The organism is Streptomyces sp. SID13726, assembly GCF_010548375.1.
Classification (GTDB): Bacteria; Actinomycetota; Actinomycetes; order Streptomycetales; family Streptomycetaceae; genus Streptomyces.
The window spans coordinates 320159-341493 of record NZ_JAAGLY010000001.1; the positions used below are offsets into that span (position 1 = coordinate 320159).

Annotated in this window: 14 protein-coding genes; 10 read left to right on the forward strand and 4 right to left on the reverse strand. The window is 68.4% G+C overall.

Features of this window, described 5'->3' with window-relative positions:
- Window positions 1-13 precede the first annotated feature (13 nt).
- Window positions 14-3742, reverse strand: coding sequence for a GH92 family glycosyl hydrolase (locus tag G3I78_RS01380; protein ID WP_164421333.1), 3729 nt, complete (start codon window positions 3740-3742; stop codon window positions 14-16).
- 422 nt (window positions 3743-4164) lie between these two features.
- Between G3I78_RS01380 and ngcE the strand changes: the two genes are divergently transcribed.
- The 9 genes from ngcE to G3I78_RS01425 all read left to right on the forward strand — a co-directional run bounded on the left by ngcE (window position 4165) and on the right by G3I78_RS01425 (window position 16177).
- Window positions 4165-5625 (forward strand): N-acetylglucosamine/diacetylchitobiose ABC transporter substrate-binding protein, encoded by a 1461-nt coding sequence (ngcE, locus tag G3I78_RS01385; protein ID WP_164420847.1) that lies wholly within the window; start codon window positions 4165-4167, stop codon window positions 5623-5625.
- Window positions 5626-5641: 16 nt separating this feature from the next.
- Window positions 5642-6568 (forward strand): sugar ABC transporter permease, encoded by a 927-nt coding sequence (locus tag G3I78_RS01390; RefSeq protein ID WP_164420848.1) that lies wholly within the window; start codon window positions 5642-5644, stop codon window positions 6566-6568.
- Between the two features lie 5 nt (window positions 6569-6573).
- A complete protein-coding gene (locus G3I78_RS01395) occupies window positions 6574-7491 on the forward strand; it encodes a carbohydrate ABC transporter permease (RefSeq protein ID WP_164420849.1) in 918 nt (305 codons plus the stop codon).
- 197 nt (window positions 7492-7688) lie between these two features.
- Window positions 7689-8888: an ROK family transcriptional regulator gene (locus tag G3I78_RS01400; protein WP_164420850.1), complete on the forward strand. Its 1200-nt coding sequence runs from the start codon at window positions 7689-7691 to the stop codon at window positions 8886-8888.
- Window positions 8889-9021: 133 nt separating this feature from the next.
- Entirely contained in the window at window positions 9022-10113 is a 1092-nt protein-coding gene (locus tag G3I78_RS01405; RefSeq protein ID WP_164421334.1) for a substrate-binding domain-containing protein, read from the forward strand.
- 283 nt (window positions 10114-10396) lie between these two features.
- Entirely contained in the window at window positions 10397-11188 is a 792-nt protein-coding gene (locus tag G3I78_RS01410; protein ID WP_164420851.1) for an ATP-binding cassette domain-containing protein, read from the forward strand.
- Window positions 11185-12501 (forward strand): sugar ABC transporter permease, encoded by a 1317-nt coding sequence (locus tag G3I78_RS01415; RefSeq protein ID WP_164420852.1) that lies wholly within the window; start codon window positions 11185-11187, stop codon window positions 12499-12501. The genes G3I78_RS01410 and G3I78_RS01415 overlap by 4 nt, the downstream gene beginning before the upstream one ends.
- 134 nt (window positions 12502-12635) lie before the next feature.
- Complete coding sequence (dxs, locus tag G3I78_RS01420; protein WP_164420853.1) at window positions 12636-14555, forward strand: 1-deoxy-D-xylulose-5-phosphate synthase; 1920 nt, start codon at window positions 12636-12638, stop codon at window positions 14553-14555.
- Window positions 14556-14692: 137 nt separating this feature from the next.
- Window positions 14693-16177, forward strand: a complete 1485-nt coding sequence (locus G3I78_RS01425; RefSeq protein WP_164420854.1) for an amino acid permease — start codon at window positions 14693-14695, stop codon at window positions 16175-16177.
- Between the two features lie 160 nt (window positions 16178-16337).
- Here the strand turns inward: G3I78_RS01425 and G3I78_RS01430 are convergent, their stop codons facing one another.
- On the reverse strand, window positions 16338-16703 hold the full coding sequence (locus G3I78_RS01430; protein WP_164420855.1) for an NYN domain-containing protein: 366 nt from the start codon (window positions 16701-16703) through the stop codon (window positions 16338-16340).
- A 67-nt stretch (window positions 16704-16770) separates the two neighbouring features.
- Here G3I78_RS01430 and G3I78_RS01435 point away from each other — a divergent pair, with 67 nt between their 5' ends.
- Complete coding sequence (locus tag G3I78_RS01435) at window positions 16771-17796, forward strand: hypothetical protein (RefSeq protein ID WP_164420856.1); 1026 nt, start codon at window positions 16771-16773, stop codon at window positions 17794-17796.
- A 90-nt stretch (window positions 17797-17886) separates the two neighbouring features.
- Here G3I78_RS01435 and G3I78_RS01440 read toward each other — a convergent pair whose 3' ends face one another.
- On the reverse strand, window positions 17887-20013 hold the full coding sequence (locus G3I78_RS01440; RefSeq protein WP_164420857.1) for a 3-hydroxyacyl-CoA dehydrogenase NAD-binding domain-containing protein: 2127 nt from the start codon (window positions 20011-20013) through the stop codon (window positions 17887-17889).
- The gene (locus G3I78_RS01445) at window positions 20010-21236 is read right to left on the reverse strand and encodes an acetyl-CoA C-acyltransferase (protein WP_164420858.1); all 1227 of its coding nucleotides are present in this window, start codon (window positions 21234-21236) and stop codon (window positions 20010-20012) included. The genes G3I78_RS01440 and G3I78_RS01445 overlap by 4 nt, the downstream gene beginning before the upstream one ends.
- Window positions 21237-21335 lie beyond the last annotated feature (99 nt).

Consider the following 21335-nt stretch of genomic DNA (forward strand, 5'->3'; position numbering starts at 1 on the left):
CCAACGCCGTTGCTCAGGCGAGCAGTTCGACCTCCGACACGACCGCCTCGCCGTCGAGCACCAGACGGTACTTCTCGTACGTACCCGGAGACCTCACCGAGAACGCCCGTGTCTGCCGGTCCCATGCGAAGGATTCGCCGGAGCGCCGGTCGAGCGTCTTCCACGTGGTCCCGTCGGCCGAGCCCTGGAGCGTCCAGCCGGTCGGCGCCTTCGTGTGGTCCTTCGCCGAAGTCACCGTGTACTGGACCCCCTTGACCGGACCGGACACCGGCAGCTCCACCGAGGTCACGCTCGCGTCCGTCGCCGAGGTGTTGTCGAACAGCGCCCCGTCCCCGGAGAGCACGTCCGCGCGGGGCGTCGGCACCTCGTCGTCCTTGGTGATCGACGCCGGGGCGGCGTTCTTCCCCGTGCCCCACTTCGAGGGCTTCGGGCCCATGTCGAAGTCCAGGACGGCCCCCTTGGACAGCACCGAGTGCGGGAGCGAAGTCGACGTCCACGGCTTGCCGTTGACCCGCAGCCCCTGCACGTACACGTTCCGCGCGCTGTTCTTCGGAGCCTTGACCACCAGGTCCCGGCCGTTCTCCAGATGGACCGTCGCCTTGGTGAACAGCGGTGAGCCGACCGCGTATTCACCGCTGCCCATCACCAGCGGGTAGAAGCCCAGCGCCGAGAACAGGTACCAGGCCGACTGCTCGCCGTTGTCCTCGTCGCCGTGGTAGCCCTGCCCGATCTCGCTGCCGACGTACAGCCGCGACAGCACCTCACGGACGTTCCTCTGCGTCTTCCAGGGCTGACCGGCCGCGTCGTACATGTAGTTGACGTGGTGGGCGACCTGGTTGGAGTGCCCGTACATGCCCATCCGGACGTCCCGCGCCTCCGTCATCTCGTGGATGACACCGCCGTAGGAGCCGACGAACTCCGGCGAGGCCGTCTCCGGCGTCGCGAAGTACGTGTCCAGCTTCTCGGCGAGCCCTGAGCGCCCGCCGTACAGGTTGGCCAGGCCCCGGCTGTCCTGCGGGGCGGTGAAGGCGTAGCCCCAGCCGTTGGTCTCGGTGTAGTCGTAGCCCCACACCCGCGGGTCGTAACTGGCCGACGGCACCCGCCAGTCGCCCTTCGCGTCCCGGCCCTGGAAGAAGCCCGCCTTGGAGTCGAAGAGGTTCACGTAGTCCCGGGCCCGGTTGAGGAAGTACTCCGACTCGTCCTTGTAGCGCTTCTGACCGGTCTTCGCGTACAGCGCCTGGCCCATCCGCGCGATGCCGTAGTCGTTGAGGTAGCCCTCCAGCGCCCAGGACAGCCCCTCGTGGGTGTCGGTGCTCGTGTAGCCGAGGAAGGGCGAGGTCTCCATGCCCTTGCGGCCCACGCCGGACGACGGCGGTACGACCGTCGCGTTCTTCAGGGCCGCGTCGTACGCCGACTTGGCGTCGAAGTCCACGCCCTTGACGTACGCGTCCGCGAAGGCGACGTCCGAGGAGGTGCCGGTCATCAGATCCGCGTAACCGGGGGAGGACCAGCGGGAGGTCCAGCCGCCGTCCTTGTACTGCTGGACGAACCCGTCGACCATCTCGCCCGCCTGAGAGGGCGTCAGGAGCGAGTACGCCGGCCAGGTGGTCCGATAGGTGTCCCAGAAGCCGTTGTTGACGTACACCTTGCCGTCCACGATCTTCGCACCGGTGTGCGTCGGGGTGTCCGGACCCGGCATCGGCGAGAACGGCGAGGCGTACTGGTACTTCGAACCCACCTTCTCGAAGCCGGAGTTGGGGTACAGGTACAGCCGGTACAGGCTGGAGTACAGCGTGGTCAGCTGGTCCTGCGTGGCACCCTCGACCTCGACCTTGCCGAGCAGCCGGTCCCACTGTGCCCTGGCCCGGTCCCGGACCTTCTCGAAGGACGTGCCGTCCGGGATCTCCTGGCGCAGGTTGTCCTTCGCCTGGTCGAGGCTGATCAGCGAGGTGGCGAGCCGCAGCGTGACGGTCCGGTCCGCACCGGCGTCGAAGCGCAGATACCCCTTGACCCCGCCCGCGGAGCCGTCCTTCACCGGCTTGTCGAAGACGCCGTAGACGAAGAGCCGGGTCGCGCCGGTGGACAACCCGGACTTCACGTCCGAGTACCCGGTGATCACCCCGGCGTCCTTGTCGAGCGTCAGCCCCGCCTGGTCCGTCACGTTGTCGAAGAGGACGCTCGCGTCGTCGCCCGGGTAGCTGAAGCGCAGGGCCGCCGCGTGGTCGGTCGGCGCCATCTCCGCCTTGAGCCCGTTCTCGAACCGCACCCCGTAGTAGTACGGCCGCGCGGTCTCGTTCTCGTGCCGGAAGGCCAGCTCCCGCGCCTCCCGGCCGGTGTCCGGGGTGCCGCCGGCGGCCGACGGCATCACCTGGAAGGTCTGCCGGTCGCCCATCCACGGGCTCGGCTCGTGGCTCGCGCTGAACGCCTGGATCGTCGGCAGGTTGTCGTCGTTGTTGGCCCGCGCGTAGTCGTAGAGCCAGCTCAGCGAGGACGCGTTGGTCACCGGGGTCCAGAAGTTGAAGCCGTGCGGCACGGCCGTAGCCGGGAAGTTGTTGCCGCGCGAGAAGCCGCCGCTGGAGTTGGTGCCCCGGGTGGTGAGCGCGTAGTCCGACAGATGCGCCTTGGGTTTCTCCGCCGCGACCCGCTCCAGCTTCACGTCGTCCAGCCAGCCCCGGAACTTCGCGGGCCCGCGCGGGGAGTCGTACGCGACGAGGATCCGGTCGACGGTCTTCCCGGCCGCGACCGACCCGATCCGCGAGACCACGTTGTTCCACTGGTTGGCGTAGAGCACCTTCGAGGCGCCCTGTCCCTGCGGCGACAGCGGGAATCCGTGCTGGTCACGGGCGTCGAGACCGCTCAGGAAGGTGCCGTCGGTGAAGGCCAGGTCCACGGACACGTTCGTGGCGTCGTAGTCCCGGTCGCCGTCGGCCATCGACGGGAAGATCCGGTACGACAGCCGGGTCAGCCGGTCCACCGCCACGTTCACGTCGAAGACCTTGTTGTACGAGTACGCCCGTCCCTCGGCCGTGTGCCGACCGGCGTAACGCAGGGCCCTCTTTCCGGTGAATCCGGCGCCCGCCTTCGCGGTGGCCGATCCGCTCGGCCCGCGGTCGACCAGCGAGAGCATGTCCTGCGGCACCGGCCCGTCGCCGCCGCCCGTGGAGAACTGCACGTCGGCCAGCTGGAGGATGTCGTCGGCGCCGTTGTTCTTGGTGATGTCGAGCCGGAAGTGCTGGTACTCGGCCGGGTCCGCGATGTCGTACGACTTCGTCTGGAACCGTTCGTCGAACGATTCGCCGGAGCGGGTGTCGAGGGTCTTCCAGTCCTTGCCGTCGGTGGAGCCCTTCAGGGTCCAGTCCTTCGGGTCGCGCTCGGCGAAGTCGTTGGCCGAGGTCAGCGCGTAGGTGACCACCTTGACCGGCTTGTCCAGGTCGAACTCGGCCCAGCCGGTGGGCTCGAAGGCCAGCCACTTGGTGACGGACTCGCCGTCGACGAGGTTCTCCTTCACCTCGCCGCCGCCGGTGTTCTCGGCGCTCGCCCGGACGTCCGTGACATGGTCGGTGACATTGCCCGGGATGCCGGTGCTGTAGCCGCCGTCGACGCCGGAGGACCGGCCGCCGTCGACGGTGTTGATCCAGTCGGGGGCCGGGTCACCGGCCTCGAAGGAGGACGCGAACCCCCGGTCGGCCGCGGCCGGGGTCTCGGGCAGGGCGACCGCCGCGCCCTGCGAGCCCACGGTCATGACGAAGGCGGCCGTGAAGACGACCGCCGTACTCCGTCTGAGTCGAGTTCTGTACCGATCCATCGGCTAGTACCCTCCCTGCACGAGGACGGACAACGTTGTCACCAATTCCGTGCAAGGATCAGTAGTGGCCCAAGTGGACAGTGATGTCAAGGGCGTTGGCTGCGGCATTCGGGGCCTATGTCGCGGATTTTTCCGGCAAGCTTCGCACAGCGCGCTCATATTTCCGCGAGGTCTCAACTCGGAAAAGACCCATGGCCAACCTTGCATTCGATCTTGCTCCGCCGACCGGAAGTGGACTATACCTGTCGGCGATTCACCCCACTCGCACGAACCTCTTGCACGAACCTGCTTGACCTGACCGCGGTGCCGGGGAGGATCCGGTTCACCGCCTGAGTCCTGGAGAAGGCGAGGACTTGAGCATGGGATCCACTTCCGCCGAGAACAGCATGAACGGCAGCGCGGGTGTAGGCCGCCGCGATCTGATCAAGCGGTCGGCCGCGCTCGGACTGATCTCCGTCCCGACCATGAGCTTTCTGTCCGCGTGCGCCAGCAGTGGCGGCGACGACAGCGGCGACAAGGCCAAGGCCGGCAAGAAGACCGCGAAGAACCCGCTGGCCGTCAACGACACCGCCCAGATGGAATTCGTCCTGTTCGACGGCGGTTTCGGCAAGGAGTACGCCGAGGACGCCGTCAAGATCTACGAGAAGAACTTCCCCAAGGCGAAGGTGAAGTTCTCCGCCACCCAGAAGATCCAGTCCACCCTCCAGCCCCGCTTCAACCAGGGCACCCCGCCGGACCTCATCGACAACTCCGGCGCCGAGCAGATGGACATGGGCGTCCTGGTCGGCAAGAACCAGCTCGCCGACCTCACCCCGCTCCTGGACGCCCCGTCCTACGACGACCCGAACAAGAAGGTCCGCGACACCCTGCGGCCCGGCATCGTCGAGATGGGCCAGTTCGACGGCGACCCGGTGTGGATCATGTACTACGCCTACACGGTCTACGGCGTCTGGTACTCCCAGAAGGCCCTCGACTCGCTCGACGAGCAGTACCCGGAGACCTGGGACCAGATGCTCGCGGTGTGCGAGAAGGCCAAGAAGAAGGGCATGGCGGGCTGGACGTACGCGGGCAAGTACCCGTACTACCTGCCCTTCTCGCTCTACCCGATGATCGCCAAGGTCGGCGGAGTCGAGGTGCTCGACGCCATCGACAACCTGGAGCCCAACGCCTGGAAGAACCCGGCGGTCAAGGCGTGTTTCGACGCCTACTACGAGCTCTACAAGAAGGGCTACGTCCTCAAGGGCACCCCCGGTCTCGACCACATCCAGTCACAGACCGCGTGGGCCCAGGGCAAGGCGCTGTTCATCCCGAACGGCTCCTGGGTGGAGAACGAGTCGGCGAACGTCATCCCCAAGGACTTCGACCTCGCTGTCTCCGCGCCCACCGGCATCGACTCCTCCGACAAGATGCCCTTCGGCACCATCTGGGCCTCCGGCGGTGAGCCCTTCATCGTCCCGGCCAAGGCGAAGAACACCGCGGGCGGCATGGAGCAGCTGCGGATCATGCTCAGCGAGGCGTCCTCGAAGAACTTCACCTCCAAGGTGAAGTCGCTGACCGCCTTCAACGGCGGCACCGACGGCATCACCCTCACCCCGGGCCTCAAGTCCGGTGTGGCCGCGCTCGAGAAGGCCGGCTCCAACGTGGTGAACCCGAGGCTCCAGGACTGGTACGTCCAGCTCCAGAAGGAGCAGATCGGAGTGGCGGGCCTCGGCGAGATGATGGCCGGACGGCTCACCCCGGCGGAGGCGATCAAGAAGATCCAGGGCTTCGCCGACGCGGCCGCGAAGGACTCGTCGATCAAGCACTACAAGCACCAGTAACGGCAACGGAGCGGCGATGCAGCACGGCAAGTACCGGTTCATCGTGGGGTTCTTGGCGCTGCCCCTGGGACTGTACGCGCTTTTCGTGGTCTGGCCGTTCATCCAGTCCATCTACTACTCGTTCACGGACTGGACGGGCCTGAGCCCCGAATTCAAGATGGTCGGCCTGGACAACTACCGGAGGATGCTGGACGACGAGATCTTCTGGAAGTCCTTGCAGCACAGCTTGATCTTCGCGCTCGTGCTGCCGGTGGTGACGATCGGCCTCGCGCTGTTCTTCTCCTTCATGATCAATGTCGGCGGCCGGAAGAGAAAGGGAGGCCCGGTCGTCACCGGCGTCCGGGGCTCCTCCTTCTACAAGATCGTCTATTTCTTCCCGCAGGTCCTCTCGATCGCGATCGTCGCTCTGCTGTTCGCCTTCGCGTACAACCCGGACAGCGGCGCGATCAATTCGATTCTGCGCGGCATCGGGCTCGACAGCGTCCAGCCGCTGTGGCTGGGCGACCCGAGCCTCGCCCTGTGGGCCGTGATGGCGGTCCTGGTGTGGTCCACGGTCGGTTTCTTCGTGGTCCTGTTCAGCGCCGGAATGGCCTCCATCCCGGCGGATCTCTACGAGGCGGCGCTGCTCGACGGGGCGGGACGGGCGAGCACCTTCTTCCGGATCACCCTGCCGCTGCTGTGGGACACCGTGCAGTCCGGCTGGGTCTACATGGGCATCCTGGCCCTCGGCGCCGAGTCGTTCGCGGTCGTACAGATCATGACGACCGGTCCCGGCGGTCCCGACTACTCGACCACCGTCATGGTCCTGTACGTGTACCAGAAGGCGTTCCGTGACGGGCAGGCCGCCTACGCCACCACCATCGGCGTCGCCCTGCTCGTCGTCACGCTGGCGTTCGCCGCCCTGGTGATGCGGCTGGGCCGGCGCGAGCGGCTGGAGTACTGAATCAGATGAAGACGACCGAAACCTCCGTACCGGCCGACTCCGGTGCTCCCGTCGCCAAGACCGACTCGGACGGCCCCCCGCCCCGGAAGGAGAAGCGGGAGGGCGGCGTCCTCAACGTCTTCTCGCACGGGATGCTCGTCCTGTGGGCGTTCATGGTCGTGATGCCGCTGCTGTGGGCGGTGATGACGTCCTTCAAGGACGACAGCGCCATCTTCAACTCGCCCTGGTCGCTGCCGGACAAGCTGCACTTCGACAACTGGTCGCGGGCCTGGACCGACGCCAACATGAGCGACTACTTCCTCAACACCATCCTGGTGGTGGCGGGTTCGCTCATCGGCACCCTGGTGCTCGGCTCGATGGCCGCGTACGTGCTGGCCCGGTTCGACTTCCCGGGCAACCGGTTCATCTACTACCTGTTCATCGGCGGCATGAGCTTCCCGATCATGCTGGCGCTGGTCCCGCTGTTCTACGTCGTGAACAACATGGGCCTGCTGAACACGATCCACGGGCTGATCCTGGTCTACATCGCCTACTCGCTGCCGTTCACGGTCTTCTTCCTGACCGCGTTCTTCCGCACGCTGCCGACCTCGGTGGCGGAGGCGGCGTTCGTCGACGGGGCCTCGCACTCCAGGACGTTCTTCCAGATCATGCTGCCGATGGCCAAGCCGGGCCTGATCAGCGTGGGCATCTTCAACTTCCTGGGGCAGTGGAACCAGTACATGCTGCCGACGGTGCTCAACACCGACCCGGACAAGCGGGTGCTGACCCAGGGGCTGGTGCAGCTCGCGGCCAGCCAGGGCTACAAGGGCGACTGGTCGGGCCTGTTCGCGGGCCTGGTGATGGCGATGATCCCGGTCCTCGCCGCGTACATCGTCTTCCAGCGGCAGGTGGTGGCCGGTCTGACGGCGGGCGCCCTGAAGTAGCGGACCCCGAGCCCGGGAGGGCGCCGTTCCGGATCTTGAAGGATCCTGTGGGGGCGGCGCCCCTTCGGCATGGGCGGGAGCGCCGATACTGTTCAACCTCTTGACGGGAGGCGACCCGAACGGCTCAGCTTAGAGTTCACTAGTTGGACATAGACGGGGCCTCATCGCTGCGGTCCCGCGCCGCGCAGGAGGTCGTCGTGGAGACTCCAGGGTCGCAGTCGTCGCTGCACCGAGCCAACCTGGAGCGGGTCGTACGTGCCGTCCGGCTGGCCGGGTCGCTCACGCAGGCGGAGATCGCGCGGACCACGGGACTGTCCGCGGCGACCGTCTCCAACATCGTCCGTGAGCTCAAGGACGGCGGAACAGTCGAGGTCACGCCCACTTCGGCGGGTGGCCGACGGGCCCGCGCGGTCTCCCTGAGCGGTGACGCGGGCATCGTCATAGGAGTCGACTTCGGGCACACCCATCTGCGGGTCGCGGTGGGCAACCTCGCCCATCAGGTGCTCGCCGAGGAGTCCGAGCCGCTGGACGTGGACGCCTCCTCCAGCCAGGGCTTCGACCGGGCGGAACAGCTGGTCAACCGCCTGATCGAGGCCACCGGCGTGGACCGCTCGAAGATCGCCGGGGTGGGTCTCGGCGTGCCCGGCCCGATCGACCTGGAGTCCGGCTCGCTCGGCTCCTCCGCGATCCTGCCGGGCTGGATCGGCACCAAGCCCGCCGAGGAGCTCCAGGGGAGGCTCGGCGTCCCCGTGCACGTGGACAACGACGCCAACCTCGGCGCCCTCGGTGAGCTGGTCTGGGGCAGTGGCCGGGGGGTCAGGGACCTGGCATACATCAAGGTCGCGAGCGGTGTGGGCGCCGGCCTGGTCATCCAGGGCAAGATCTACCGGGGCCCAGGTGGCACAGCGGGAGAAATCGGGCATATTACTCTTGATGAGTCCGGCCCCGTCTGCCGCTGCGGCAACCGCGGCTGCCTGGAGACCTTCGCGGCCGCGCGCTATGTGCTCCCGCTGCTCCAGTCCAGTCACGGCACCGACCTGACCATGGAAGGCGTAGTTCGACTCGCACGGGACGGAGACCCTGGCTGCCGTCGGGTGATCGCCGACGTCGGCCGACACATCGGCAGTGGAGTCGCCAATCTCTGCAACTTGCTGAACCCGAGCCGGGTGGTCCTGGGCGGTGATCTCGCCGAGGCCGGTGAGCTGGTGCTCGGGCCGATCAGGGAGTCCGTCGGCCGCTATGCGATCCCCAGTGCGGCACGTCAACTGTCCGTGCTTCCAGGGGCACTTGGAGGTCGCGCGGAGGTGCTCGGAGCACTCGCCCTCGCTCTCAGCGAGATGGGTGATTCGACCCTTTTGGACAGCACGCTGCACGCAGCGACACCTGCGTTCACTTAGAGAACGCAGGACGTCGTTGCCATCTCGTTAAGTATTTACTTCTTGACGTCGCACGTGTGGCCGAGTTGACTTCCAGCCACCTCGGCCGCAACGACGCGGCCTCGTCAGGGAGGTTTCAAAAGTGAACACGCTCATGCGTCGTGCTGCCGTGTCCGTCGCGATCTCGGCGCTCGCCGTCTCGGTCGCCGCCTGTGGCAAGGCGGGCGACAAGGACAGCGGCAGCGACAGCAGCAGCTCCGGCTCGGGTGGCAAGTCGATCGGCCTGCTCCTGCCCGACAACGTCACCGCGCGGTACGAGAAGTTCGACAAGCCGTACTTCGAGGACAAGGTCAAGGAGCTGTGCAGCGACTGCACCGTCTCCTACGCCAACGCCGCGGCCGACCCGGCCAAGCAGGCCCAGCAGATGAGCAGCATGGTCACCAAGGGCGTCAAGGTCATCGTGATCTCCGCCCAGGACTCGGCCGCCATCAAGTCCTCCATCGCCTCCGCGGTGAGCAAGGGCGTCAAGGTCGTCGCGTACGACCGGCTGGCCCAGGGCCCCATCTCCGCCTACGTCTCCTTCGACAACGTCAAGGTCGGCGAGCTCCAGGGCCAGGCCCTGCTGGACGCCCTCGGCTCCAAGGCGACCCCCAAGGCGAACGTCGTCATGATCAACGGTGACGACGCCGACCCGAACGCCGCGCAGTTCAAGGAAGGCGCGCACAAGATCCTCGACGGCAAGGTCAAGATCGCCTACGAGCAGTCGGGCCTGTGGAAGGACACCGTCGCCGCGCAGAAGATGTCCGCCGCCATCACGCAGCTGGGCGCCAAGAACATCGCGGGCGTCTACGCCGCCAACGACGGCATGGCCGGTGGTATCGCCAACACCCTCAAGGGCGCGGGCATCAGCAACATCCCGCTGACCGGTCAGGACGCCGAGCTCGCCGCCGTCCAGCGGATCGTCGCGGGTACACAGTCCGCCACGGTCTACAAGCCGTACAAGGAGGAGGCCGACAACGCCGCCGAGCTCGCGGTCAACCTCCTCCAGGGCAAGGACATCAAGTCCCTGGCCGACACCGAGGTCACCAGCGGCTCCGGCGACAAGGTCCAGGCGAAGCTCCTGACCCCGCTGTCGGTCACCGTGAAGAACATCAAGGACACGGTCGTCAAGGACGGTCTCTACACCGTCGCCGACATCTGCACCGCGGACTACGCCGCCGCGTGCAAGAAGGCCGGCCTCCAGTAAGAGCCGCCTTGTCCTGAGCCCTCGGGGCGCGTCTCCCGCGTGGGACGTGCCCCGGAGGCGGGCACAGAGCCTGTCCGGCGCCCGCACCGCCTTCATACCCCGCTGCGGGGCGGGCGCCGGACGGAAGCACGGCCGACGCGGCCGTTGCCAAGAGGCACCGGCCGCGCGCATGTTCGACTTGTAAATCGGTGCTTACAGCACAACTCGTCAGGGAGTGCTACCAGCACAACCCTCCGCGCCTTACCCCAAGCGCGGCATCCCCGCCGGTCAGGCGGCGAAGGAGATGGTTCACGTGTCCGCTACGCCCGTGCTGGCGTTGCGCGGAGTCTCCAAGCGATTCGGTGCGGTCCAGGCCCTCACCGACGTAGAGCTGGAGGTCCACGCCGGAGAAGTGGTCGCCCTGGTCGGCGACAACGGCGCCGGAAAGTCCACGCTGGTCAAGACGATCGCCGGTGTGCATCCCATCGATGAGGGTGTCATCGAGTGGGACGGCAACCCGGTCAGCATCGACAAGCCGCACGACGCCCAGGGACTCGGCGTCGCGACGGTCTACCAGGACCTCGCCCTGTGCGACAACCTCGATGTGGTCGGCAATCTCTTCCTCGGGCGTGAGCTGCTGCACCGCGGCGTCATCGACGAGGTCACGATGGAGCAGAAGGCGCGCGAGCTGCTGAACACGCTCTCCATCCGGATCCCGAGCGTGCGCATCCCGATCGCCAGCCTCTCCGGCGGCCAGCGCCAGGTCGTCGCCATCGCGCGCGCCCTGGTCGGCGACCCCAAGCTCGTCATCCTCGACGAGCCCACCGCCGCGCTCGGCGTCGAGCAGACCGCACAGGTCCTCGACCTGGTCGAGCGGCTGCGCGAGCGCAACCTCGCCGTCATCCTCATCAGCCACAACATGGCCGACGTGAAGGCCGTCGCCGACACCGTCGCCGTACTGCGGCTGGGCAGGAACAACGGCTCCTTCCCGGTGAAGGACACCAGTCAGGAAGAGATCATCTCCGCGATCACGGGAGCCACGGACAACGCCGTGACCCGTCGTGCGGGGCGTCGCAGCACGGAGGCCGCGAAGTGAGCGACACATCCAAGGTTTCCAAGGCGGACACCCAGGCGCAGACCACGGTCGCGCCCACCGACGACCCCACCGCCGCAGGCCCCGCCGTCGTCGACCCCCGGCTGCTGGTCCGCCAAGAGGGCTTCAAGGGCTACTGGACCGAGTTCACGCGCAAGGTCAAGGGCGGTGAGCTGGGCTCCCTGCCGGTGGTGATCGGTCTGATCATCATCTGGACGATCTTCCAGTTCCAGAACGACCGCTTCCTGAGCGCCGACAACCTCTCGAACGTCAGCTACTACCTCTCGGCCACCGGCATGATCGCCATCGGCCTGGTGTTCGTCCTGCTGCTCGGCGAGATCGACCTGTCGGTCGGTTCCCTCAGCGGTCTGGCCTCCACCATCTTCGCCGTGTTCGTGGTCAACCACGGCATGAACACCTGGCTCGCGCTGGTCCTCGGCATCGTCAGCGGCATCGCCGCCGGCGCCCTGCACGGCTGGTTCTTCGCGAAGATCGGCGTGCCCGCCTTCGTCGTCACCCTCGCGGGCCTCCTCGGCTGGAACGGCCTGATGCTGTGGCTGCTGGGCTCCAGCGGCACCATCAACATCCCGTCCGACTCGGGTCCGATCCACCTGCTCGGCCAGTCCTCGTTCTTCATGGACCAGGCCATCATCGGCGCCTACCTGCTGGCCGGCCTCGGTGTCGTGCTCAGCCTCGTCGGCAACTTCAACGAGCAGCGCCGCCGCAAGGCCGCGGGGGTGCCCTTCCGGCCCACCAGCGAGATCCTGGTGCGCGTCGGCGCCCTGGCCATCGCCTCCTTCGTCACCGCGGCCGTCCTCAACAACGCGTCCGGCGTCTCCAACGCCCTGGTGATCTTCCTCGCCGCCCTGGTCGTCGTGGACTTCGTGCTGCGCCGTACGACCTTCGGCCGCAAGGTGTTCGCCCTGGGCGGCAGCGTCGAGGCCGCCCGTCGTGCCGGTATCAACGTGCCGTTCGTCCGGATCACCGTGTTCGCCATCTCCGGCGGCTTCGCGGCGATCGGCGGCATGTTCTTCGCCGGCCAGACCGCGAGCGCGACGCTCAGCGCCGGTACCGGCAACGTCCTCATGCTCGCCATCGCGGCGGCGGTCATCGGCGGTACGTCGCTGTTCGGCGGACGCGGCTCGGTGTGGTCGGCGCTGCTGGGCATGCTGGTCATCCAGTCCATCCAGACCGGCCTGGACCTGCTGAACATGAACCAGTCGATCCAGTACATGATCACCGGTGGTGTTCTGCTGGGCGCCGTCGTCATCGACTCGGTGTCGCGCAGGTCTCAGAAGGCCGCCGGTCGCGGCTGACCCCCAGGGCACAGCCCCTTCAGGCCCATCATCTTGCCCGGTACCCACAAGGTGCCGGGCAAGATTGTTCTCGTAGAACATTAGACTCGACACGCCCGGCAAAGCTCGATCAGCTCTACTGCAAGGAGGCACGGGTGCCGCTGCTGACCCGTATCAGGGGACCGCGTGATCTGGACCGGCTCAGCCTTGAGGAGCTGGACCAGCTGGCGGAGGAGATCAGGAGCTTCCTCGTCGGTGCCGTCTCCAAGACCGGCGGCCACCTCGGCCCCAACCTCGGTGTGGTCGAGCTGACCATCGCGCTGCACCGGGTCTTCGACTCGCCCAAGGACCGGGTGCTCTTCGACACAGGGCACCAGGCGTACGTGCACAAGCTGCTCACCGGGCGCCAGGACTTCTCGAAGCTGCGCTCCAAGGGCGGCCTGTCCGGCTACCCCTCGCGCGCCGAGTCCGAGCACGACGTCATCGAGAACAGCCACGCCTCGACCGTCCTCGGCTGGGCCGACGGCCTCGCCAAAGCCAACCAGGTGCTGAAACGGGACGACCACGTCGTCGCCGTCATCGGTGACGGCGCCCTGACCGGCGGCATGGCCTGGGAGGCGCTGAACAACATCGCCGACGCCAAGGACCGCCCGCTCGTCATCGTCGTCAACGACAACGAACGCTCCTACGCGCCGACCATCGGCGGCCTCGCCAACCACCTGGCGACCCTGCGCACCACCGACGGCTACGAGCGCTTCCTGGCCCGCGGCAAGGACCTCCTGGAGCGCACCCCGGTCGTCGGCAGGCCCCTCTATGAGACCCTGCACGGCGCCAAGAAGGGCCTCAAGGACTTCATCGCGCCCCAGGGCATGTTCGAGGACCTCGGCCTGAAGTACGTCGGCCCCATCGACGGCCACGACATCGAGGCACTGGAGTCCGCGCTGGCCCGCGCCAAGCGCTTCGGCGGCCCGGTGATCGTGCACTGCCTCACCGAGAAGGGCCGCGGCTACGAGCCCGCCGAGCAGGACGAGGCCGACCGCTTCCACGGCATCGGCCCGATCCACCCCGACACCGGCCTGCCCATCAAGGCCTCCGCCGCCAGCTGGACCTCCGTCTTCGGCGACGAGATGGTCAAGCTGGGCCGGGAGCGCGAGGACGTCGTCGCCATCACCGCCGCGATGCTCCAGCCGGTCGGCCTGAAGAAGTTCGCGGACACCTTCCCGGACCGGATCTACGACGTCGGCATCGCGGAGCAGCACGCGGCCGTCTCCGCGGCGGGCCTCGCGACCGGGGGAGTGCACCCCGTCTTCGCCGTCTACGCCACCTTCCTCAACCGCGCCTTCGACCAGGTCCTCATGGACGTCGCCCTGCACAAGTGCGGTGTGACCTTCGTGCTCGACCGGGCCGGCGTCACCGGCGACGACGGCGCCTCGCACAACGGCATGTGGGACATGTCGATGCTCCAGGTCGTCCCGACGCTCCGGCTCGCCGCCCCGCGCGACGCCGAGCAGCTGCGCGCCCAGCTCCGCGAGGCCGTCGAGGTCGAGGACGCGCCGACCGTGCTGCGCTACTCCAAGGGCGTCGTGGGCCCGGCTGTACCCGCAGTGGGCACCGTCGGCGGCATGGACGTCCTGCGCGAGCCCGGCACCGACACGCCCGACGTGCTCCTCGTCTCGGTCGGCGCCCTGGCCCCCATGTGCCTGGAGATCGCCTCGCTCCTCGACAAGCAGGGCATCTCCACCACCGTCGTCGACCCGCGCTGGGTCAAGCCGGTGGACGAGGCCATGGCCCCGCTCGCCGAGCGGCACCGCGTGGTCGTCACCGTCGAGGACAACTCCCGCGTCGGCGGAGTCGGCTCGGCCGTCGCCCAGGCCCTGCGCGACGCGGGCGTCGACGTCCCACTGCGCGACTTCGGCATCCCGCCGCGCTTCCTCGACCACGCCTCCCGCGCCGAGATCATGGCGGAGATCGGGCTGACCGCGCCCGACATCGCCCGCCAGGTCACCGGCCTGGTCTCCAAGCTGGACGGCCGCTACGACGACGCACGCGCCGAAGTGGAGTCGGCCCGCGACTAGAAGCACCCGTATGGGCCGGTCACACCACTCTTGACAGTGGTGTGACCGGCCCATTCGCGTGAATCCGCCCGTGCCGGGGCATACGACCTACGCCCCCTCTCGATCATGTCGAGGACGACACAGCGTGGGAGGTACCCGTGAGCAGCACCCTCTTCCGGACGAAGAAGGTCGAGCAGTCCATCCGCGACACCGAGGAGCCAGAACACGCGCTCAAGAAATCCTTGTCCGCGCTGGATCTGACCGTCTTCGGCGTCGGCGTCATCATCGGCACCGGCATCTTCGTCCTGACCGGCACCGTCGCCAAGAACAACGCGGGCCCGGCGGTCGCCCTGGCCTTCGTCGTCGCCGGCGTCGTCTGCGCGCTCGCCGCGCTCTGCTACGCCGAGTTCGCCTCCACCGTCCCGGTGGCGGGATCGGCGTACACCTTCTCCTACGCCTCCCTCGGCGAACTGCCCGCCTGGATCATCGGCTGGGACCTCGTCCTGGAGTTCGCGCTCGGCACCGCGGTGGTCGCGGTCGGCTGGTCCGGCTACATCGCCTCGCTGCTGGACAACGCGGGCTGGCATCTGCCGGAGGCGCTCAGCGGCCGGGACGGGGCCGACGGCTTCGGCTTCGACATCCTCGCCGCCGCGCTCGTCCTGGTGCTGACCGGCATCCTCGTGCTCGGCACCAAGCTCTCCGCGCGCGTGACCTCGCTCGTCGTCGCCATCAAGGTGACCGTCGTCCTGGTCGTGATCATCGCGGGCGCCTTCTTCATCAAGGGCGACAACTACGACCCGTTCATCCCGAAGTCCCAGCCGGTCGACGCGGGCGGTGACCTCCAAGCCCCGCTGATCCAGCTGATGTTCGGCTGGGCGCCCTCCAACTTCGGTGTGATGGGCGTCTTCACGGCCGCGTCCGTCGTGTTCTTCGCCTTCATCGGCTTCGACGTCGTCGCCACGGCGGCGGAGGAGACGCGCAACCCGCAGCGGGACATGCCCCGGGGCATCCTCGGCTCCCTGCTGATCTGCACGACCCTCTACGTCGCCGTGTCGATCGTCGTGACCGGCATGCAGAAGTACACCGACCTGTCGATCACGGCCCCGCTGGCGGACGCCTTCAAGGCCACCGGACACCCCTGGTTCGCGGGCTTCATCAGCTTCGGCGCCGCGGTCGGCCTCACGACGGTCTGCATGATCCTGCTCCTCGGCCAGACCCGGGTGTTCTTCGCGATGAGCCGTGACGGACTCCTGCCGACGTTCTTCTCGCACGTCCACCCGAGGTTCCGGACCCCGCACCGCCCGACCATCCTGCTCGGCGTGATCATCGCGATCGTCGCCGGCTTCACCCCGCTCAGCGAACTCGCCGAACTGGTCAACATCGGCACGCTGTTCGCGTTCGTGGTGGTCGCCATCGGTGTGATCATCCTGCGCAAGTCCCGCCCCGACCTGCCCCGCGCCTTCCGCACCCCGTGGGTACCGGTCATCCCGATCCTGTCGGTCCTCGCCTCCCTCTGGCTGATGCTCAACCTGCCGGCGGAGACGTGGCTGCGGTTCGCGATCTGGATGGTGCTCGGGTTCGTCGTGTACTTCCTGTACGGCCGGACGCACAGCCGGCTGAACCAGCGGGCCGAGACGGAGTAACGCGAGGGGTTCGTCGTCGGCTGCGGGTGCGTCGTGGCCGGTCGCGCAGTTCCCCGCGCCCCTGAGTGGGTGCAGTCCGGGCATGCCCAGCTGTGACCCACCTAGGGGCGCGGGGAACTGCGCGACCAGCCCCCACCGGCCCGCAGCCGAACGACGACTCTCAGGGACGTACCGCCCGCGGCCCCGCCACCTCCGCCCCCAACTCCCCAACCCTCCGCCGCAGTTCGCGATCCGCCGTCACCACCAGCACCCGCCGCTCACCCGCCCCCGCCACCAGCTCCACCATGTGGTCGTCCCCGCTCCCAGGAGCCGACTCCACCCGCACCCCCGGCACAGAGGACACCCCCCGAGCCGCCCCCTCCACCACCAGCACGATCTCCACCGGCTCGGACCGCCCCGGCACCCCCTGTGCCGCCAGCAGATCCCGCAGCCGCTCCGCCGCCCCGCGCCGGTCCCGCCACCACCCGTCCGGTACCGACCCGACGACATTCGCGGCATCCACGACGACCAGCAGCACTTCGCTCATCCGGACAGCGTCCCACGGGCCCGCCCGGAGCCTGCTCCGCTCACCCGATTAGAGTGGCCCTGTGTCAATGGTCCGTACAGTGAACGGCGACTGGCTCATCCGCGCCCGCGACGGCCGGCTCGGCGTCTACACCACCCGGGGCGACGAGGTGTGGTCAAGGGCGGAACGCCGCCCGGGCGGCGCCTGGACGCCCTGGCGCAAGACCGGCGGCGACCAGCGTCTGCACCCCGGACTCGCCGTGGGCCGAGGCGCCGACGGCTACGCACACCTCGTCTCCTGGCGCCCCACCAAGGCCGAAGAGGCGGGCCTGGTGCACTCCACCCACTTCCGCGTCCACCTCGCCGCCCTGGACTGGCTCCCGATCGGCCACCCCGACCGTACGGGCGCCCGCACAGGCCGCCCCGCCGTGGCCGTGGACGCGGAGGGCCGGGCCCATGTCTTCGTCGGCAACCGGAGCGGCGGCGTGCACGTCCGCATCCAGAAGGAACGCGGCGGATGGACCGGCTGGACCGACCTCGAAGGCACCGACATGCACGACGAACTGACCGCCGTGGCAGGGGAGTCGGGCCGGATCGAGCTGTACGCCACCCACCCCGCCGGGGTGCTGCGCTGGCTCCAGGAGGAGGCGGGCGCCGCTCCCGTACCGACCGATCCCCTCGCCGTCCCGGTCGAGCCGGGCACCCTGAGCGCGCTGCCCACCTCCAAGGAGCACACCACGCTCTTCTTCGCGGACCCCGAGGGCATGCTCTACGCCTGGCGCCCGGAGTCCGACCCGGTCCCGCTGCTCGCGGCGGCGGGCCCCGGCCCCGTGGCCCTGCTGCGCTGCACCCTGGACGGCCACGACTGCACGCTCCTCGCCCAGCGTTCGGCCTCCGGCCGGGTCGCCTTCGCCGCCTACCCGACCGAGCAGGAGGCGGCCGGGCTGTGGTGGACGGAGTCCGGCCCGCAGCTCCCCGTGGACACGGCCGTGGCCCTCGCCGAGGACGCGGACGGCCGTATCGTCGCCGCGACCGTGACCCCCGAGGGCGAGCTGCGGGTGGCCCGGCAGAAGGACGAGCCGGGGCTGGCGCTGGCGGCCTGGCAGGAGGTCTGAGCGGCTCCCTGAGGGCGAGTACGTACGACGGAGGGCCCCCGGCCCGGAAACCCGGAGCGGAGGCCCTCTGTACGACCGTACGGGACGCGCTTACGCCGGAACCGACGCCAGCCCCGGAGCCAGGAACTTCTTGCCGTTCACGCGCTCGGAGACACCCTCGCGGTCCAGGTACGGCGTGATGCCGCCCAGGTGGAAGGGCCAGCCGGCGCCCGTGATCAGGCAGAGGTCGATGTCCTGGGCCTCGGCGACGACACCCTCGTCGAGCATGAGCCCGATCTCCTGGGCGACGGCGTCCAGGACGCGCTCGCGGACCTGCTCCTCGGACAGGACGACATCGCCCTGCTTGAGGAGCGCGGCGACCTCGGGGTCCAGCTCCGGCTTGCCGGAGTCGTAGACGTAGAAGCCGCGCTTGCCCGCCTTGACGACGGCCGCGAGGTTCGGGGAGACCGTGAAGCGGTCCGGGAAGGCCCGGTTGAGGGTCTCCGAGACATGCAGACCGATCGCGGGACCGACCAGCTCCAGGAGGACCAGCGGGGACATCGGCAGGCCGAGCGGCTCCACCGCCTTCTCCGCCACGGCCACCGGGGTGCCCTCGTCGATGACGTTCTGGATCTCGCCCATGAAGCGGGTCAGGATGCGGTTCACGACGAACGCCGGGGCGTCCTTGACCAGCACCGCGGTCTTCTTCAGCTTCTTGGCCACGGCGAAGGCGGTGGCCAGCGAGGCGTCGTCGGTCTGCTCGCCGCGCACGATCTCCAGCAGGGGCAGGATCGCGACCGGGTTGAAGAAGTGGAAGCCCACGACCCGCTCGGGGTTCTTCAGCTTCGACGCCATCTCCGAGACGGAGAGGGACGAGGTGTTGGTGGCGAGGATCGCGTGCGCCGGGGCGACCGCCTCGACCTCCGCGAACACCGTCTGCTTGACGCCGATCTCCTCGAAGACGGCCTCGATGATGAAGTCCGCGTCGGAGAAGCCCTCCGCCTTGTCCAGCACACCGGTGACCAGGGCCTTCAGGCGGTTGGCCTTGTCCTGGTTGATACGGCCCTTGCCGAGCAGCTTCTCGATCTCGGCGTGGACGTAGCCCACACCCTTGTCGACGCGCTCCTGGTCGATGTCCGTGAGGACGACCGGCACCTCCAGGCGGCGCAGGAAGAGCAGCGCGAGCTGGGAGGCCATCAGACCGGCGCCGACGACACCGACCTTGGTGACCGGGCGGGCCAGGTTCTTGTCCGGCGCACCCGCGGGACGCTTGCCGCGCTTCTGCACCAGGTTGAACGCGTAGATGCCGGAGCGCAGTTCGCCACCCATGATCAGGTCGGCGAGGGCGATGTCCTCGGCGTCGTAGCCCTGCTGGAGGTCGCCGTTCTTGGCGGCCTCGATGATGTCCAGGGCGCGGTAGGCGGCCGGAGCGGCCCCGTGCACCTTGGAGTCCGCGATGAAGCGGCCCTTGGCGACGGCCTGGTCCCAGGCCTCACCGCGGTCGATCACCGGGCGCTCGACGACGATCTCGCCCTTGAGGACGGACGCCGTCCACAGCAGGGACTGCTCCAGGAAGTCCGCGCCCTCGAACAGCGCGTCGGCGATGCCCAGTTCGTAGACCTGGGCACCCTTGAGCTGCTTGTTCTGGTTGAGGCTGTTCTCGATGATGACCGAGACGGCCTTCTCGGCGCCGATCAGGTTCGGCAGCAGCGTGCAGCCGCCCCAGCCGGGGACCAGACCGAGGAAGACCTCGGGGAGCGAGAAGGCGGGCAGGGCCGCGGAGACCGTGCGGTAGGTGCAGTGCAGACCGACCTCGACGCCACCGCCCATCGCCGCGCCGTTGTAGTACGCGAAGGTCGGCACCGCGATGCCCGCGAGGCGCTTGAAGACCTCGTGGCCGCCCTTGCCGATGGCCAGCGCGTCCTTGTGCTCCTTGAGCAGCTCGACGCCCTTGAGGTCGGCGCCGACGGCGAAGATGAACGGCTTGCCGGTGATGCCGACACCGACGATCTCGCCGGCCGACGCCTCCTTCTCGACCTGGTCGATGGCGGTGTTCAGGTTCGCCAGCGACGCCGGACCGAAGGTGGTCGGCTTGGTGTGGTCGAAGCCGTTGTCCAGCGTGATCAGCGCGAAGCGCCCCGCGTTGAACGGCAGGTCCAGGTGGCGTACGTGCGCCTGGGTGACTACCTCGTCCGGGAACAGCTCGGCCGCACCCTTCAAGAGCTCAGTGGTGCTCACTTGCTGCCTCCGGCGTCCTTGTGGTTCGGGTTCTCCCAGATGACCGTCGCGCCCATGCCGAAGCCGACGCACATCGTGGTCAGGCCGTAGCGGACCTCGGGCTGCTCCTCGAACTGGCGGGCCAGCTGCGTCATCAGACGCACACCCGAGGAGGCCAGCGGGTGACCGAAGGCGATCGCGCCGCCGTACTGGTTGACGCGCGCGTCGTCGTCGGCGATGCCGTAGTGCTCCAGGAAGGCGAGGACCTGGACCGCGAAGGCCTCGTTGATCTCGAACAGGCCGATGTCGGAGATCGACAGACCCGCCTGCGCGAGGGCCTTCTCGGTGGCCGGGATCGGGCCGTAGCCCATGACCTCCGGCTCGACACCCGCGAAGGAGTACGCGACGAGGCGCATCTTGACCGGGAGGTCGTTCTCCCGCGCGAAGTCCTCGGAGGCGATGAGGGAGGCGGTGGCGCCGTCGTTCAGACCGGCCGCGTTACCGGCGGTGACCCGGCCGTGCACGCGGAACGGCGTCTTGAGGCCGGAGAGGTTCTCCAGGGTCGTGCCCGGGCGCATCGGCTCGTCGGCGGTGACCAGGCCCCAGCCCGTCTCACCGGCCTCCGGATTGGTGCGGCGCACCGAGATCGGGACCAGGTCGGCCTGGATCTTGCCGTTGGCGTACGCCTTGGCGGCCTTCTCCTGGGAGCGCACGGCGTACTCGTCGGCGCGCTGCTTGGTGATCGTCGGGTAACGGTCGTGCAGGTTCTCGGCGGTCATGCCCATGAACAGGGCGGACTCGTCGACCAGCTTCTCGCTCACGAACCGCGGGTTCGGGTCCACGCCCTCGCCCATGGGGTGGCGGCCCATGTGCTCGACACCACCGGCGACGGCGATGTCGTAGGCACCGAAGGCGACCGAACCGGCGACCGAGGTGACGGCGGTCAGCGCGCCCGCGCACATGCGATCGATGGAGTAACCGGGTACCGACTGCGGCAGACCGGCGAGGATGCCCGCCGTGCGGCCGATGGTCAGGCCCTGGTCACCGATCTGCGTGGTCGCGGCGATGGCGACCTCGTCGATCTTCGCCGGGTCGAGTCCCGGGTTGCGGCGCAGCAGCTCCCGGATCGCCTTCACGACGAGGTCGTCGGCGCGGGTCTCGTGGTAGATGCCCTTCGGGCCCGCCTTGCCGAACGGGGTGCGGACGCCGTCGACGAAGACGACGTCCCTGACGGTACGAGGCACGATGGCTCTCCTCCAGATGCGGGATCTGCACTGCTGCGATGCGCTGAGCGCGCGCTCAGGGCCCATGCTACTTATGAGTAACGTGACTGCACACCCCTG

What these genes read in the sequence shown, in the direction of transcription:
- G3I78_RS01380 (WP_164421333.1), bottom strand. Translation starts at nt 3,742, where the DNA reads ATGACCGTGGGCTCGCAGGGCGCGGCGGTCGCCCTGCCCGAGACCCCG.
- ngcE (WP_164420847.1), top strand. Translation starts at nt 4,165, where the DNA reads ATGGGATCCACTTCCGCCGAGAACAGCATGAACGGCAGCGCGGGTGTA.
- G3I78_RS01390 (WP_164420848.1), top strand. Translation starts at nt 5,642, where the DNA reads ATGCAGCACGGCAAGTACCGGTTCATCGTGGGGTTCTTGGCGCTGCCC.
- G3I78_RS01395 (WP_164420849.1), top strand. Translation starts at nt 6,574, where the DNA reads ATGAAGACGACCGAAACCTCCGTACCGGCCGACTCCGGTGCTCCCGTC.
- G3I78_RS01405 (WP_164421334.1), top strand. Translation starts at nt 9,022, where the DNA reads ATGCGTCGTGCTGCCGTGTCCGTCGCGATCTCGGCGCTCGCCGTCTCG.
- G3I78_RS01410 (WP_164420851.1), top strand. Translation starts at nt 10,397, where the DNA reads ATGGTTCACGTGTCCGCTACGCCCGTGCTGGCGTTGCGCGGAGTCTCC.
- G3I78_RS01430 (WP_164420855.1), bottom strand. Translation starts at nt 16,703, where the DNA reads ATGAGCGAAGTGCTGCTGGTCGTCGTGGATGCCGCGAATGTCGTCGGG.
- G3I78_RS01435 (WP_164420856.1), top strand. Translation starts at nt 16,771, where the DNA reads ATGGTCCGTACAGTGAACGGCGACTGGCTCATCCGCGCCCGCGACGGC.